Source organism: Robertkochia solimangrovi (assembly GCF_007279655.1).
Taxonomy (GTDB): domain Bacteria; phylum Bacteroidota; class Bacteroidia; order Flavobacteriales; family Flavobacteriaceae; genus Robertkochia; species Robertkochia solimangrovi.
This window is the reverse complement of the sequence record NZ_QKWN01000011.1, coordinates 13971-29041: the sequence shown is the minus strand read 5'-3', so window position 1 is coordinate 29041 and position 15071 is coordinate 13971. Positions and strand designations below refer to the sequence as shown.

General features: G+C 38.9%; 15 protein-coding genes. 4 read left to right on the top strand and 11 right to left on the bottom strand.

Features of this window, described 5'->3' with window-relative positions; translation table 11 throughout:
* Positions 1–51: 51 nt before the first annotated feature.
* From DMZ48_RS15010 to DMZ48_RS14990, 5 genes are all read right to left on the bottom strand, one after another.
* A complete protein-coding gene (locus DMZ48_RS15010; RefSeq protein ID WP_143955983.1) occupies positions 52–447 on the bottom strand; it encodes a DoxX family protein in 396 nt (131 codons plus the stop codon).
* Positions 448–454: 7 nt separating this feature from the next.
* Positions 455–919, bottom strand: coding sequence for an SRPBCC domain-containing protein (locus tag DMZ48_RS15005; RefSeq protein ID WP_143955982.1), 465 nt, complete (start codon positions 917–919; stop codon positions 455–457).
* Positions 920–926: 7 nt separating this feature from the next.
* Positions 927–1247: an ArsR/SmtB family transcription factor gene (locus tag DMZ48_RS15000; protein ID WP_143955981.1), complete on the bottom strand. Its 321-nt coding sequence runs from the start codon at positions 1245–1247 to the stop codon at positions 927–929.
* Between the two features lie 201 nt (positions 1248–1448).
* The gene (locus tag DMZ48_RS14995; protein WP_143955980.1) at positions 1449–1664 is read right to left on the bottom strand and encodes a hypothetical protein; all 216 of its coding nucleotides are present in this window, start codon (positions 1662–1664) and stop codon (positions 1449–1451) included.
* 207 nt (positions 1665–1871) lie between these two features.
* Positions 1872–2696 carry a helix-turn-helix domain-containing protein gene (locus tag DMZ48_RS14990; protein ID WP_143955979.1) on the bottom strand — a complete coding sequence of 275 codons (825 nt, stop codon included), beginning with the start codon at positions 2694–2696 and terminating at the stop codon, positions 1872–1874.
* A 112-nt stretch (positions 2697–2808) separates the two neighbouring features.
* On the opposite strand from DMZ48_RS14990, the gene DMZ48_RS14985 reads away from it, so the two are divergent.
* On the top strand, positions 2809–3579 hold the full coding sequence (locus tag DMZ48_RS14985) for a siderophore-interacting protein (protein WP_162558735.1): 771 nt from the start codon (positions 2809–2811) through the stop codon (positions 3577–3579).
* Positions 3580–3720: 141 nt separating this feature from the next.
* Here DMZ48_RS14985 and DMZ48_RS14980 read toward each other — a convergent pair whose 3' ends face one another.
* The 5 genes from DMZ48_RS14980 to DMZ48_RS14960 all read right to left on the bottom strand — a co-directional run bounded on the left by DMZ48_RS14980 (position 3721) and on the right by DMZ48_RS14960 (position 10959).
* Positions 3721–4062, bottom strand: coding sequence for a winged helix-turn-helix domain-containing protein (locus DMZ48_RS14980; protein ID WP_143955977.1), 342 nt, complete (start codon positions 4060–4062; stop codon positions 3721–3723).
* A 400-nt stretch (positions 4063–4462) separates the two neighbouring features.
* Positions 4463–6205: a hypothetical protein gene (locus tag DMZ48_RS14975; protein WP_143955976.1), complete on the bottom strand. Its 1743-nt coding sequence runs from the start codon at positions 6203–6205 to the stop codon at positions 4463–4465.
* 10 nt (positions 6206–6215) lie between these two features.
* Positions 6216–7415, bottom strand: a complete 1200-nt coding sequence (locus tag DMZ48_RS14970; protein WP_143955975.1) for a DUF4249 domain-containing protein — start codon at positions 7413–7415, stop codon at positions 6216–6218.
* Between the two features lie 2 nt (positions 7416–7417).
* Entirely contained in the window at positions 7418–10192 is a 2775-nt protein-coding gene (locus tag DMZ48_RS14965; RefSeq protein WP_143955974.1) for a TonB-dependent receptor, read from the bottom strand.
* Between the two features lie 14 nt (positions 10193–10206).
* Entirely contained in the window at positions 10207–10959 is a 753-nt protein-coding gene (locus tag DMZ48_RS14960; RefSeq protein ID WP_143955973.1) for a hypothetical protein, read from the bottom strand.
* A 758-nt stretch (positions 10960–11717) separates the two neighbouring features.
* Here DMZ48_RS14960 and DMZ48_RS14955 point away from each other — a divergent pair.
* Together DMZ48_RS14955 and DMZ48_RS14950 are read left to right on the top strand one after the other, a co-directional pair.
* A complete protein-coding gene (locus DMZ48_RS14955) occupies positions 11718–12134 on the top strand; it encodes a hypothetical protein (protein WP_143955972.1) in 417 nt (138 codons plus the stop codon).
* A gap of 432 nt (positions 12135–12566) precedes the next feature.
* Positions 12567–13115, top strand: a complete 549-nt coding sequence (locus DMZ48_RS14950; RefSeq protein WP_143955971.1) for a hypothetical protein — start codon at positions 12567–12569, stop codon at positions 13113–13115.
* Between the two features lie 254 nt (positions 13116–13369).
* Here DMZ48_RS14950 and DMZ48_RS14945 read toward each other — a convergent pair whose 3' ends face one another.
* Complete coding sequence (locus DMZ48_RS14945; RefSeq protein WP_143955970.1) at positions 13370–13711, bottom strand: winged helix-turn-helix transcriptional regulator; 342 nt, start codon at positions 13709–13711, stop codon at positions 13370–13372.
* Positions 13712–13829: 118 nt separating this feature from the next.
* Here DMZ48_RS14945 and DMZ48_RS14940 point away from each other — a divergent pair, with 118 nt between their 5' ends.
* Complete coding sequence (locus tag DMZ48_RS14940; RefSeq protein ID WP_143955969.1) at positions 13830–14861, top strand: saccharopine dehydrogenase NADP-binding domain-containing protein; 1032 nt, start codon at positions 13830–13832, stop codon at positions 14859–14861.
* Positions 14862–15071: the final 210 nt, after the last annotated feature.

The following is a 15071-nucleotide window of genomic DNA, read 5'->3' as shown; positions in this document are numbered from 1 at the left end:
GTTAACAATAAAATGGCAGTCTTATCCTAATCCTTGTATTATCAGGTGGCATTACGATTGCGTATTACCAATTGCAGGATTTAATCTTCGGGGGTTAGGTCTGAAATAATAGGATATTAGGGTTAATATCAACAATAGAGAAGGGCCGAATAAGGAAAGTGCCTCATCCTTGATGACCAGATGTGATAGGATCGCTCCAGACATGGTGAAAAAGAATCCGGCATAGGCCCATTCTTTTAATCGGGGCAATTCCGGAAGAAGTAGAATGAGTACGCCCAGGATCTTCCAGATTCCAAGAATGGTCATGAGGTATAGCGGGTAGCCCAGATGGGTGAAATTTTTAACTTCAGCTTCCATTCGTATCAATTGTACAATGGCAGTAGCGGTCATTCCCAGAGCCAGCCATAGGGTTGCTATCCAGTATATGATCTTATTTAATTTTTTCATGATTTGCTTATTTACGTCTACTGATGATTTCTTCAAGCCGGTTATGTGCCCAATTGATACCCTGAGCAAAAGGTAATTTCAGATTTTCATCTCTGAGGGTTACGGATTGATAGATCATCTGTTGGCGTAAACGGCTGGTGTTCTCTGTCAATTTTTCAAAAGCATAGATTTCAAGTTGTACTCCAAAACCATTGCTTTCCATTTCAAAGGTGCGGATGATCCGTTCATTCTTCTGAAATTCATGGATCACCCCGCGAAACCGGTGCTTATTTCCATGGGGATCGGTAGTTTCAAAAAGATAGGAGCCATTCGTTTTAGGTTCCAGATGAAGTACTTTAGTACCCATCCATTGTTCGATGATTCCGGATTCCTCGTATGCTTTAAATAGGAGTTCAACAGGCAGTTCAAAATTTCTGTTAATGACGATTTCCTGTTTACCGACTTCAGCGGTTATTTTTGTTTTCGATTCCATTTCGTAATCAAATTTTATGTTGTTTTTTCATAAGGGTTTCCAATCGGTTGAATCGATCATCCCACATTTTTCTAAAGGGTTCAATGAATTCAGCAATTTCTTTCATCCCATTGGGATTTAGCTGATAGTAAATCTCTCGTCCTTTTTGTTCCTGTTTCAGAATTTCACATTCGGTAAGGATCTGTATATGTTTGGAAATGGTCTGTCTGGAGGAACCAAAATTTTCTGCGATTGCAGTGGGGGTCATAGCGTTCACGGCAACCAGTGTGATTATGGCTCTTCTCGTGGGGTCGGCTATTGCCTGAAAAACATCTCTTCTTAATTTCATTGCGCAGCTATTTGACTGCAAATATATATGCAGTTATTTGGTTGCGCAAATATTTTAATTAAAAAAATAAGTAATTAAATGCTTTTAAGGGAAGGATTTGGGTGTTTGAGTAAATCAGAATTATAACTTTGATTACTCGCCAACCTTTCCGATAACTCCTTTGATGATGTGGTCTATTGCAAAATTTTCCCGAGTGTTTTGTTATCGCATGTAATCATCTAGAGAAAATGAAACCGGGTAGTCGTGGAGTACACCATGTCCTGGTTCTTCAGAGGTAAGATCGATTTGAAAATTTAGGGTTGCTATCTTAATGGTAATGTGAGAATCTGGTAGTTCCACATATTCTGAATATCCACTTGAGTTACCAGCATAGCTACCTCCGGTTTCTAGCCCTATGAAAATTTCACGGTTTGACATTTTTACCAGGCTCGAAAATTCTGCTTCTCCTGAAAAGGTCTTGCCACCGATGCGTAATAAAACTTTCCGTGATACACCAATTCAGGATCGGGCGCCTGATACTTCAGGTCTGAAAATTAGTTGTTCATCAACGTAAATGCTCCACGTTCTGCAATGGTATCGTGAAATTCCCATTGATCGAAAGAATCTCCTGATGATTCAATCCGGTTAATTCAATTTAAGGTTTCGATATTCGGAGGGATTTATCCCGAATTGTTTCCTGAAACTTTTATTGAAATGGCTTTCGTCCGTAAATCCAAATTCATTGGCGATCTCAGACAGCGATTGTTGGCTCTGAGAAATTTTCTTTTCAACGGCTTCCATCCGACAATTCAAAACATATTGTTTGACGGTAATACCCATTTCATTTTTAAAAAAGAATCCCAGCCTGTTTTTGGTCAGATTGAATTTTTGAGCCAAAAAATTGAGAGAGAGAAGTTCCGGAAACTGTAAATTTTTGTGGATATGACGGATCATAGGTTGGATGGCTAAAACAGGAATACCCTTTTCCTGACGGGTCGGTTGAAGTAAAAGATTTCGCTCTGCGATCGATAGGATACATAGCATTTGATAGAGCATTAAATTCCTGTTGTAAAAACTGTGATTCTGTAGGTCTGAAAGCAAAGTATAGATCCTTAATAGGGTTAGCAGATCGTTTTGATTGCAATTGATCTTGGGATGCATAGCCGATTTTGCACGAATTGGAGGGATAGCCTTACCTCCTGAATTCCGTATGAGTTCTTTAAGCATCATTTTGATTTCATCGGTAAATTCCAGGAGAAATACAGTGGATCGCTCCTCGCATTCCAGTTGAATCGTATCCGACCTGTTCAATAGAAAAAGGTCTCCTGCGGTAAATGGAATGCTTTGTGCATTCCTAACGCAGACACCGTTTCCCTGGGAAATAAATAATTGACCGTTTTGTTGCAACATAAATTCAAATCGGTTTCCCTCTTCATAGACTTCTGAGTGTATGGAAATGTTGTTAGGCATGCTTTTTTACAAATGATTCGTGTGAAAGTACAAATAATTAAACATTCTTCTACGGAAATTTGTAACGATATAAATCATTTGTAAAATGCGTGAGATAATTAAACCAGCAATCATGAAGGGTTTACTACAGGTAAAACGAATGGAGCGCTTAACCCCGAATTATGTCCGTATTGTTCTGGAAGGTAATGACCTTGTGAAATTCCGGGAAGCCAGGGCTGGTGATAATAATAAATTGCTGATTCCACCGGCACCTGAAGTTGAATTTGAACTTCCGGATTCGCCCAGGGAGAAAGGAGAAGGATTTGTCATTAGAACGTATACCTTGCGTAAATTGGATTTTGAAAAAGGGGAGATGCTTGTTGATTTTGTTATGCACGGTGATAACGGACCGGCTTCCTTATGGGCATCCCGGGCGCAACCCGGCCATAAAATAGGGGTGTATATGAAGGTAAAGACCAAGCCTCTTTTTCAGAAAGCCGATAGCTATTTGCTGATTGGCGATCATACGGCATTACCAGTGATCAGTGTGATCCTGGAAGACTTACCTGCAACTGCAACTGGAAGGGCAGTACTGGAGGTGCATAGTGAAGAAGACAAGCTACACTTGAAAAAGCCAGCTGGTATGGAGATCAAATGGGTCATCAACTCCAATCCTGAAGACGGGTCCGTATTGGCGGAGTCTGTTAAAGCTTATAATATTCACAATGGGATACATTGGTTTGTTATGGCCGCGGCCGAATACAGGACGATAAAAGTAATCCAGGAATTTCTTAAAAATTCTTCAGCCATAGAACGAAAGCAATGGTATGCCTATTCCTACTGGAAATCTGGTGTTGCTGAAGATACTTCCGCCACCGATCGCAGAGATCTTTCAATTTCTTAGCGGCATGGTAATGATTTTTCAATACCATGTGAAAAGGACACAAAATACCTGAGCCCGCGAAGAATTCCCAACTGAGCCTGCTTGCAGAAGCCAGGATTGTCACTTCTAAGTGCGCAAGGAGACGGAAATATCAGGACATTACTAAAGAATCTCAAGTATTTTCCTCCGATGCAATTCTGTGATTTGATACATCTCCGAAAAGAGTTCTTTATAGGATTTCAAAACATTTCTCGCCGTTTCTGTAAGTTCAGCGCCTCCACCTTTACTGCCGCCTTTGTGCAGGATCACATAGGTTGTACTCCCTTTTTGGTTTAATTCGTCGATGATCGACCAGGCCTTTTTATAGGACATATTCATCTCCCTGGCTGCCTTGGAGAGCGACCCCATTTCGTCGATCAGTGCTAACAACTGTGCCGGCCCGGGACCAAAGAATTTTTCATTATCTATTTCGATCCAGCATTTAAAACGAAGCTCTTTACTCATCTTCCGGACATATTTTATGAATTAAAGTTGAACTAAATATAGAATTACCTTTGACTATGCTTGTACTACTAAGGTAAAGATTAAAATTGGGTAATCATCGGAGAATGAAAACATGGGGTGATAAATTGAATATTGTATGCTTGCAATCTTTTGGCCTTTTTGCGCACTTATAAGTGATGATCCAGCCCTTAGCCAGCAGCTAGTGTCGTCACTATTTATGCTTTTACCTCTAAATGCTAATGTGACCTGTGGTAGTAGTGTTCCGGGAAATCGGGAGCGGACTCAGGTATTATTTCTTCGTGGACCCGGGGTTATTCGTTGGTTACCCTATATCAATATAATAAAACTGAGTACCAGCACTTCGCTTTCACACAGTTTCCCTTATGAAGATTCCAATCGCTTATTCAGATACGGTAAAGTACTTCCTGATCTCTACCGGTGCTCCTTCGGCGGTAAATCCTTTGAGTACGACCTCAAAAGTTCCAATGATATCTGAAGTAAAGAACGATTTATCCTTTTGGGTTTGCAGATCGATTTCTGGTAACCATAATAGCTGATTTCTGAAGTCTGGTATCCTGGAGGATTTGTCATCAGTTGAAGCCGAATATTCCTGATCGAAGTATACTTTCGCAGGCTCAGCAGTGGCCACTGTTAGTTCTTGTATTTCAGAGGAATTGTATTCCTCTGAAAAATTTCCGTCGATGGTTTCAAACGAGAGAATTCCCTGGAAGTATTCGGAGCCATACAGAAACTGTTTCCTGGAAAAACTTATGGCCTTTATTTTGTTAGCCCCATAATCCATAAAACTTTCATGGTCTTTGAGATAGAGTCCGTCGACCAGAACAAGAGGAACCAATTCAGGGTTATCATAACCAAGTTCCTGTCGTACCTGGAAAACCCGTTTTCCCGATTTTTTTATGACAAAAACCCGTTCGATGACCTCGATCATGGTTTCTTCTATAGTTCTGAATCTGGTGAAATCGTCGAGTACATAACGGGTGGGCAGCGCTATTTTAAAAGGGTTTAGCTGACCATCTTTCAGTATTGAATCCTCTTTGATCGCTGCATAGGATCTTTCGATCTGGTTATGGATGCTCCGTTGCAGTATATAATCATGAAGTTTTTCAGTGATCTTGAATTCGGGAAACGATATTTTTCCAAAGGAGGACTGGTCTTCATCCATGACCAATTCCAAATTTAACCAATTATCATCGATCAACTGGAAAAAACCGTTGACATTCCCGGTGGTTCTTTCAATGTTGAAATAGAATTGTCCATTGCCATCAGTCGTTGCTATTTGGAATAAAGGATCCTCATTTAATATGGATAAGGCAATTTTTTGTCTTACGGCAGGTGTTCCATCATTTTTTTGGCGCAATTTCCCTGAGATCAGGCGTCCACGAATTTCCGGAAGATTGTTGTTTGTAGTTATATTTGAATAGTGATCCGGACGATTTACGAACGCTTTCTGAAAGGAAATGATGGAATTTTCAGGCGATTCTATGGGAGCAAAGGATCTCACAGATAGGGAGTAATTACCCTGCAAGACCGATGCATCAGCCACTGAAAAGTCGATCGTGACCTGCTGTCTTTTGCCAACTTCTTTCTGGTCTAATGAAACTTGAAGAGGTATTGCGTACTTGGAGGTTTCTGCTGTAATATCTTCGACTTGTATAGGTGTGCTGTCCTTGTCATTTGTCTGAAGATTTTCCACAGGGAGAGGAAAATAGGGATTGATAATACGTAAATCCGACTGAAAATAATTTTCACTACTTCCATTCTTCATCCAATTGGTAAAGCAATACAATTTATAGCTTCCCGTTTGCAGATCGGCTGGAATGATAAGGTCTCCCTGTCCGGTCCCATTATTCAACATTATTTTCCGGGATATGATGATCTTATCGTTTTTACCGATCAGGAAAATGTGTGCAACCTTACTTAGATCGCTTAGATTTTCAGAAAGGTTATTCAGGCAGTATATTTTAAAATCCAGTTGCTCTCCACTGAATAAGAGTGATGTATTCAAATGGAGGAAGATACTTTCTGCAGGCATGAGATTCAGCAGATCACTCGAACGTGTCTGTCCTGCAGAATGGCTTACAGAAAGAAATAATAGGGTATATACGATGATGAGCTTTCTCATGATACTATATTTATTCAATCCAGAAATCTGGTGTTTCAACTTCTCCAACCACGGAACAATCTCCGCATATTCGCGGAACCACCCTATAAGGTCCATCTAATCCGGGTGTATAGTTCTTATTATCTTCCAAATACCGGATCGCATTAAAATTGATAAGCTCGCTGAGGAAACAACGGTTTCCCTCCGAAATTAAAGGGGCATATGAGTCACAATTTTCTGTATAGGATGACGAACTATTACCGTTAAAAAAGTCGTTATAGTTAAAGAATATTCGTTTTTTTGAGACCGAAGAAATATCGAAATAACCAACGATCTTTTCATCAGGATTCGTATCCGAAGTTATGTTTCCCTGAAGAAAACCGGGTTGAGACCCCGAGAAAACACTTTCCTGACCTGAAAAGGTGTGTAAGGCTTCATAATAGGCAAAAGCTTCATTCGTTTGGACAAATTGCCTGACTAAAATGCTGTACCGGTGAGCAATTATAAAATTATCTTTTGCGATTCTACGCACCATAAATCGTTCAACATTGTCATCGGTCAGATTACTGGTGCTGTATTGAATGATGGTATTTGAGTAATCGGTCATAAAACATTCCTTCACCGACCACTCATCATTTACCAGTTCTACCCCGCACGAATTTTCATTGGGAACAATAAGATCCTTTTCACGGTAATAGGGGGCAACGATCCGGAAGGTTTCCACATATTCGTAGCGATAATTTCTCGAATTTCCGGTGGGATCATAACTATCCACAAAGATCGCCATGGCTTCGCCATTTTCATCGACGATGCTTTCCGCTTTCAGGCCATCGATCCGGGTAACCTGAGGTAACCTAACGTTGTTGGAATGATAGGTGTTGCCATTTTTTGTGATCTGCAGTTGGTATTCCGTTTCCGGTTGTGCACCAAATTCCTGATCAGAAATATAGACCCCGGGAGAAGATTCTGAAAAGGTATAGATCTGTTCACCTCCGGTGATCTGTATAGCTGCACCGCTTTCCGGAATAATACTATCGATTTCCAGGGGGTAGGTTCTTGACAGGAAAATCTGTTGCGTCTTTTCCTCATTAGTAATGGTCGCTTCGACGACCATCATATCTTCAAAATCCAGGGTTTCGGTAGGAAAAGGTTTAACACACCCCAATATGCCAAAAAGCGCGATCATTGTCACTTTTCTGTAAATACGATATTTCAGCAATCTCTGTGTCATGATCAAAATTTAAAATTGTAGGTGATGGTTGGTACCGGTATTGAAAATATGGAGCTTTGATAAGCCTTGATGTTGCCATCTTCGGTTACGAAGAAAACCGAATAAGGATTATTCCTTCCCAATGCGTTATAGATGGAGAAACTCCAGAAACTATGTGCCAGTTTCTCGATCTTGTGGGTACCTTCCATATTAAAACTTAGATCCAGACGATAGTAATCCGGAATGCGGTATGCATTACGGTCGCTATAGACCACATATTCTGCATTGTTATACGTGTACTTTCCTACGGGGAATGTCACGGGTCTTCCGGTTTGATAAACGAAATTTGCAGAAGCGCTGAAGCGTCTGGTAAATTTATAATTAGCTACAATACTAAGATCATGGGGTTTGTCGTAATTGGTAGCAAAGTATTCCCCTCCGTTCACGATCTCTTCATCAAAATCACCGGCTAACCTGATCAGGGAGCGGGAATAGGAGTAGGCTAGCCATCCGTTGAGTTTCCCTTCATTCTTTTTAAGCATTAATTCAATACCATAGGCCTTTCCATCTCCTTGTAAAACCTCGGTTTCGATCGCTTCGTTGAGCAATAACTGGGCACCGACCTTATAATCCAAAAGATTCTTTTGTTTTTTGTAGTAGCCTTCCAGGCTGATCTCATATAATCCGGCATCCAGATTCCGGTAGAGTCCGAGTGAATACTGGGAGGAACGTTGCGGTTCAATATTCAGGTCTGAAAGTTTCCAGGTATCGATAGGGGAGGCTGTGGTATTACTGGAGAGGGTGTGAATATATTGGATGGTATTATTGTAACTTGCTTTAACTGAAAAATCCTCTCCCAGGAAATAGCGTGCAGAGGCCATTACTTCCGGACCTCCGTTAGTTTTGATCACCTCATTGTTGTCATAATTTATCATACCCGTCTGAGTCCCGCTGTTCTTCGGAGCATCGTCAGGATAGGTTCGCTGAGTAGACGGACCCAACGCCGCATACAGGGAATAACGGATTCCGAGTTCAAAGAGCAGGTCGTCATTGAATTTATAACTATCCGAAAGGAAGAGTGCACTTTCAAGTCCCTTTTCCTTGGGAATCGTAAGGGCAGTAATTTCTGAATCAATCCCCTCCGGATTTATTTTACCCGGATAGATCGTATAAAGTTTACTGATCAGCCCGTAATCCAGGGTGTGTTGTTCGTTTAGCAAAGACTTCATTTTAATCTTCAAGGATGATTCATTATTCTTGTATTCAAGATTGAAATCATTGTTTGCCAGTCCGTCATAAGCGATTCCGAAGCCATACCCACTATGGGAGAGTGTTACTGCCAATGAGTTTTGTGTATTGAACTGATGATTCCATATAAGGGAAGCCATCAGGTTGGAATAGTCATAGATAGAGTCTCGGGTTACACTATAGGCATCATGACTGAAATATCCAGTCGCTTCGATACTGTTATTTTCATTGATGACCTGATCAAACTTGCCGATCAGATCAAAAAAGGATGCTTCACTGTTCTTTAGTCGGTCGTCATCAAGCGACCTCAGGATCCAGTTAGAGTAGGTAGCCCGGCCACCGACCATTATGGAGGATTTATCCTGAACGACGGGTAATTCGAGTAGGAGATTGCCTGTTACCGGACCTATGGAACCTTCACCGGAAATTTGTTTCATGTTCCCTTTCTTACTTCGGATATCGAATACCGAAGATAATCTTCCCCCGTATTCCACCGGGATGTTCCCTTTATAGATCGTCGCTTTACCGATGGAAAATGGATTGATGGCTGAAAAGATCCCAAAGAAATGTGCCGGGTTATAGATAACTCCTTCATCAAAAAGAATCAGGTTTTGGTCTGTTTTTCCTCCTCTTACATTGTAACCCGCTGAACCTTCCCCAGCGGTTGAGATACCCGGCATGAAAAGAGCGGCTTTAAAGATATCCTCTTCGCCGAGGATCAAGGGAATGTTCTTTATATTTTCTACATCCAGGGTAATGACACCGGTATGAGCATCTTCAACATTTTTGTTATAATCGCTTCGAACGACGACTTCATCCAGGGATTCAATACTCTCATCCAGTTGTAAGTTGTATTCACCGTCACTATAAATAACTACGGTGGTTTTGGTGTCTTTAAAGCCCAAACCTTTTGTCAGGATGATGTTAGGGCCTTTGGTAAGTTTCAACTGATACGCGCCGTTCTCATCGGTAGTCGTTCCTTTACCGGTGCCTTCCACCATGAGTACGAGATCCGAAACAGGCTTGCCATCTTCGGCTCCTGTGATCGTTCCTCTTAAGTTGTAAGTAGCATTGATGTCGTTTGGTTTTTCCTTACCAATGGTTATCATTCGTGCTCGGTTGGTTTCCTTGATCTGGTAAACGACTAGGGATTGAGGAACTTTATTCTTACCGGAGGTAATATTGTTTTCGTCGTTTTCAGGAACAACTTCTTGTTTAGAAAAGTAGTTCTCCGGCAGCCGGTCAGTGATCAGGGTGTTTTTGGTAAGGATCACCTTTGAACCGTCCATTACATAGAAGTTGATTTCGGTGTTTGTCAATAATTTCTCAATGACTTCAGTTACCGGCGTATCCCGAAAGTCACCGGTTACCTTTATTCCTTGGAGCCATTGATCAATAAAGTAAAAATGGAAATCGGTTTTTTCTTCGATCTCTTCAATAACCGTAACCAATGCCGTATTCTGGATGGAAATAGAGATACGCGGTTCTGATTCCTGGGCAACTCCGAAATAAAGAAAATTAAAGAAAAGAATAAAAAATATTTGCTTCATCGATTCTTTCAGTATTAGCGAACAACCCCGTTCATATGATAGATTAAAGCCTGATAAAAGCCATCGGGATTATCCCTTTTTAATTTCCGGTTATGATTGGTGAATTGCCTGATCTGTTTTTTATATTCCGGTAAGAGTCTTAACAGATCTGATTTTGAATTTATAATATGATATTCGTCATTATAAAGCAGCACATAAGTACTTTTCTCCGGAAAGAACTCATAATAGACGAACTTCTCATCCCGTTGGTCTATTCGCTCCATATTGTGTTTAGTATAAAGGGTCAATACAGAACCCTTTGTCGCAACTTCATAAAAGCCGTATTTACTTAAGGAAGGCGTATCTGTGGGTCTGAGGTGTACGAATCGGTGTCCGTTTATGATGAATTCATCCAGCCATTCCGGGATCAGTTCCATGGTGGCACCACCTACCGAGGAAACCAGTTTTAACAATACCTTGTCTTCATAGACATCATATTTTAGCTGCTGGTCATTATAGGCTTGACCGGCATATTTTACCGACCCATCCAGAAAAGCGTACGTGAGAAAATATTGGGTGTTTTCATTGATGGTTCTATAGATGGGAATGAAGGCTATCCCCTGATATAATGGTGTATTCTGTATACCCACGGATTTGTCAAAGGCGTTAAAGACCATGGGAGCGGTGGAAGTCTGTGCCTGTGTCGGGCGGACTCCGAATAGGATGCACGATAGGCATAGTAAATGAAAGTGATATTTACTTGAATTTAGTGCATACAGAAGCTTCATATATGCACAGAATGTTTAGGGATCGGCATAAAATATTGTCGTTAGTTAAAAAACTGGAATCAATATAAGAATCATTTTTTGTAATAATGTTTTTTCTGTCAAATTCAGGAAAATTCTGTAAAATTTATAAATATTCATCATTATTTTTTCTAATCCCTAAATAATCAATGATATTTTTAACTTCTGGATATTGGAGGGCTGGAGGAGAAGAGACGCTGTAAGTAAATGGAGGAGATTGTAGCTTGAAAATAATCGAAAGACGAGGGGCGACCCTTTATACCTCACGATTTGGATTATATACCCGATTGTGATGGATGAATTCGGTTGCTAAATGAGAATTCATATATAGCAAATAGGTATTTATTTCAATAAAAAAATCAATTTTAACTATGAGATGATAACCTTTTATTGAATAAATGCTAAAATGATTACCAGTTAAGGCAATTTTAAGGCCCCATTAAGTATCTTGAAAGAATGTTTTCAAGGTGTTTAGCATTTCAAATTCAAAAGTATGTTAATCATTTCAATTAAAACAGATATTATGAAACTAGCATGAAATTCCGCCTGTACAATGTATTTCGGGAATGAACATACAGTCTTAAAAACGAGAATTTCCAAAATTGAAAACTGTGAAAAGCAAATTGTTTGATTATCTATTGCAGCAATTAAATCAATGAGTTACATTTAAATATTCGCAAGTGAACTTTGATTAGAATACCTGCAATAATCAAATTATTTAAAAGGAAAAAATTACAAAGATGAAAACAATAATAGTAAGTAGGCCAAAAGAAAACTTTAATAAATATTGTTCTTATAAGATTTTAGTACGGGATCAAGTTCTAAGTGATTTAAAAAATGGCGAAGAAAAAATGATTGAGCTTCCACCAGACTTTGAAAATGAAGAATTAAGTGCAAAAATTCAATGGTGTGGTAGTAAAAAATTAAATCTAAAAAATATTACCGACAACGAAAAAGTAACGGTAAAAGGGAATGTCTTTTTAAATAGAAAACTCTCGTTATTAGGGGCCATATTTCCTCTCCTTGGACTTATAATTTTTAAGCTGAATATATTTCCAAAAAATATTGGGATTGCAATTTTTGTAGTCATGATTCTTGCCGTTATTGGGACGCTCACCATCGGAAAAAATAAATGGTTAACATTGACCACCGAATAAAATATGCATTACAATAATTCAGTATTCCTGGATGTAATATTGTACTGATTAACTGTGCTGTTTAGGGGTAGCCGACAGCACTTTTTGATCTAAAATCTTTTATTGAAAACAATCAAGAATTTTCGAGAAACAATCAATTAATTATTGAGATGGCTACTGCAGAAAATAAAATAATTAAAAGATTATAGACTTGTGCTAACCTTGGCTATAGCTTATGGCTAGTTTCTTACTCTAAAAAATAATAAATTCGGACGCAATCAATCTTTCCATCCCAGGCAGAAACTGCATTAAAACTGCCCGGCACGAGTCCGAAGTGCGAACTGGTGAAGCAATCTACTCGGAATTGCTAACGTCGGTTCTTTACCAAATAATAGTAACTTTAAATCCGTAACTAACAATTACACAAAACCATTGTGCATAATTTCTTAAAATATGACTGATCAGAGAGTAACATGGAAATATCTTTTAGCTTGTACAGGCGCTGTATTTTTTACCTGGATTATCCATGAATTCTCTCATTGGATTACAAGTGAATCACTTGGATATGAATCAGTTTTAACACTAAACTCAGTGTCACCTTTATCCGGGCAAAAATATTCTGAATTACATAATGTCTATGTTTCAGTGTCGGGACCATTAATCACTATCTTGCAAGCCGTAATTGTGTTTGTGTTTCTTCTTAGCCGAAACTGGAATAAGTTAGTTTACCCCTTCTTATTCACTCCATTATACATGAGGTTGCTTGCAGGGTGGATGAATTTCATCAATCCAAATGATGAAGGAAGAATAAGTGAATACTTTGGATTAGGAGTTTTTACATTATCTGTACTGGTAAATATTTTCTTATTTTTCTTGGTTTACAAGATTTCAAACAAGTATAAATTAGGTTGGAAATTTAATACGTGGACAACTATAATTATAATGGTTGTTAGTTCAATCTTGATATTATCAGATCAAATCCTTCATGTTAGAATTCTCTAATTTATAGACTATACACAACTATGTATCCTATTAAAAAATAGAGGTCTGTTCGATTTATCGAATGTAAATGAATAAATTAAGGGTCAGTTACAATTCGAAAAATTAGTGTATAAGTATCCTCTACGTGTAATTAAAATATGGAATCTATACCGAACAATAATTTACAAAACTTAGGCATAACCAACCAAATTGGCTATATATGCCCAATAAAGTTTAGTATATAATCAAGTTGGCAACAAGCTAAAAACTATGACCTATTTAGCATCCGAGTGATTTTTGACTACATAAGCACCCCAATCGGAAATACCGGAAATTATTGGAATCAACGTTTTGCCGAAATCCGTTAATGAATATTCTACCGTGAGCGGAGGTTTTGACGTATAAGCCCTCCTTGAAAGAACACCATCCTCAACAAGACTTTTCAATTGTAGGCTCAATGTCCTTTCGGTTACGGTTGGCATTTGCCTACGGATTTCACTATATCGTAAAGGTTGTTCAGATAGATAGTACAAAATTGCGGCCTTCCATTTGCCACCGATTATTCCCATGGCAACACTAGTACAACATGGATATTTTTTGCCTTTGACCTTATACATTACTTAACTTATATATTTGAAATTCAACTATCCTTTTTGACCGTTATTTTATTTTAAATATACTATAATTAGTTTTGCTACAATACTTTTTATAGTTAAATCAAAAATATTAAAATAAATGAAAAGAACTCATAAGAACTTAAACAATAAAATTGTAACGGTAATCGGAGCTTATGGTCATACGGGTAAATTTGTAATTGCCGAATTACTGAAAGAGGGATTTATTCCAGTTTTGGCGGGTAGGAACAAAGAAAAACTTCAGGAAATCGGCAAAAAATACCCGAACCTAGAAATCCGTCATATTTCTATAGACAATCCTCAAAATTTAGACAATGCAGTCAATAACTCTTTCGCAATAATTAACTGTGCCGGTCCTTTTTTGGATACGGCAATGTCAATTATTGAATGTGCACTACGTAACAATATTCATTATTTGGATATGACGGCTGAACAACAATGTGTTATTTCAATCTATGAACAGTTTGCAAAACGAGCTCGAAAAGAGAGAATCGTGATACTACCTGCAATGGCCTTTTTTGGTGGACTAGCAGATTTATTAGCAACTAGCTTGATGGACAAGCTGGTTGCTGCTGATACAATAAATATTTCTGTTGCACTGGATAATTGGATGCCAACCTTGGGAACACGCAAAACAGGAAGTAGAAATATATATCCTCGATTTACTTACAGGAACAAAAAATTGATAGAAGTTCCGACTATAAAGCCTAAACGTATGTGGCAATTTTCAGAGCCTTTTGGGAGTCTTGAAGTTGAAAGCTTTCCCTTGACCGAAATCATTACTATTTCAAAACACCTCAATGTGAACGAAATCAATACTTACATGAACCTGGCACCTTTGATGGACATCCGCAACCCTGAAACGCCTACACCCGTTGCAACAAAAGAGAATGGGCTTTCTTCTCAGGTCTTCATTATGGAAGTCGAAGCCTGTTCGAACAAAAAAACCAATAAAATTGTAGCTTCTGGAATAGATATTTACGGGATTACCGCACCATTAATTGTTGAGGCCTTGATCCGGATTGAGCAAGGTCTTTTTAAAGAAGTAGGTGTTGTTAGTGCTGGAGAAACTTTTGATTCGAGCGATTTTTTAGATTCTCTTGCTACCAAAGGGTTTTTGGATATAAAATAGAGTCTTGACCAAAGCCAGTTGCCAACAACGTATCCTATGAAAAGCATTAGTCGTATTCGCTAAAGTTACGGAGGAGGTTACCCTCCATCGTTAAAGCTACGGAGAACATTAGCCCCTTCGCAATAGCTGCGAATGCCTATCATTATAGGAAAAATATGGATCCCCATCCACCGAAGCCTGTAACGGAGGTGAAATAAATTTCAAAAGTTT

Excerpts from the sequence above, each read along its gene's own strand:
- DMZ48_RS14960 (WP_143955973.1), bottom strand. The coding sequence starts at position 10,959 with ATGAAGCTTCTGTATGCACTAAATTCAAGTAAATATCACTTTCATTTA.
- DMZ48_RS14940 (WP_143955969.1), top strand. The coding sequence starts at position 13,830 with ATGAAAAGAACTCATAAGAACTTAAACAATAAAATTGTAACGGTAATC.
- DMZ48_RS14950 (WP_143955971.1), top strand. The coding sequence starts at position 12,567 with ATGACTGATCAGAGAGTAACATGGAAATATCTTTTAGCTTGTACAGGC.
- DMZ48_RS15010 (WP_143955983.1), bottom strand. The coding sequence starts at position 447 with ATGAAAAAATTAAATAAGATCATATACTGGATAGCAACCCTATGGCTG.
- DMZ48_RS14945 (WP_143955970.1), bottom strand. The coding sequence starts at position 13,711 with ATGTATAAGGTCAAAGGCAAAAAATATCCATGTTGTACTAGTGTTGCC.
- DMZ48_RS15005 (WP_143955982.1), bottom strand. The coding sequence starts at position 919 with ATGGAATCGAAAACAAAAATAACCGCTGAAGTCGGTAAACAGGAAATC.
- DMZ48_RS14970 (WP_143955975.1), bottom strand. The coding sequence starts at position 7,415 with ATGACACAGAGATTGCTGAAATATCGTATTTACAGAAAAGTGACAATG.
- DMZ48_RS15000 (WP_143955981.1), bottom strand. The coding sequence starts at position 1,247 with ATGAAATTAAGAAGAGATGTTTTTCAGGCAATAGCCGACCCCACGAGA.
- DMZ48_RS14995 (WP_143955980.1), bottom strand. The coding sequence starts at position 1,664 with ATGTCAAACCGTGAAATTTTCATAGGGCTAGAAACCGGAGGTAGCTAT.
- DMZ48_RS14990 (WP_143955979.1), bottom strand. The coding sequence starts at position 2,696 with ATGCCTAACAACATTTCCATACACTCAGAAGTCTATGAAGAGGGAAAC.
- DMZ48_RS14965 (WP_143955974.1), bottom strand. The coding sequence starts at position 10,192 with ATGAAGCAAATATTTTTTATTCTTTTCTTTAATTTTCTTTATTTCGGA.
- DMZ48_RS14975 (WP_143955976.1), bottom strand. The coding sequence starts at position 6,205 with ATGAGAAAGCTCATCATCGTATATACCCTATTATTTCTTTCTGTAAGC.
- DMZ48_RS14985 (WP_162558735.1), top strand. The coding sequence starts at position 2,809 with ATGAAGGGTTTACTACAGGTAAAACGAATGGAGCGCTTAACCCCGAAT.
- DMZ48_RS14955 (WP_143955972.1), top strand. The coding sequence starts at position 11,718 with ATGAAAACAATAATAGTAAGTAGGCCAAAAGAAAACTTTAATAAATAT.
- DMZ48_RS14980 (WP_143955977.1), bottom strand. The coding sequence starts at position 4,062 with ATGAGTAAAGAGCTTCGTTTTAAATGCTGGATCGAAATAGATAATGAA.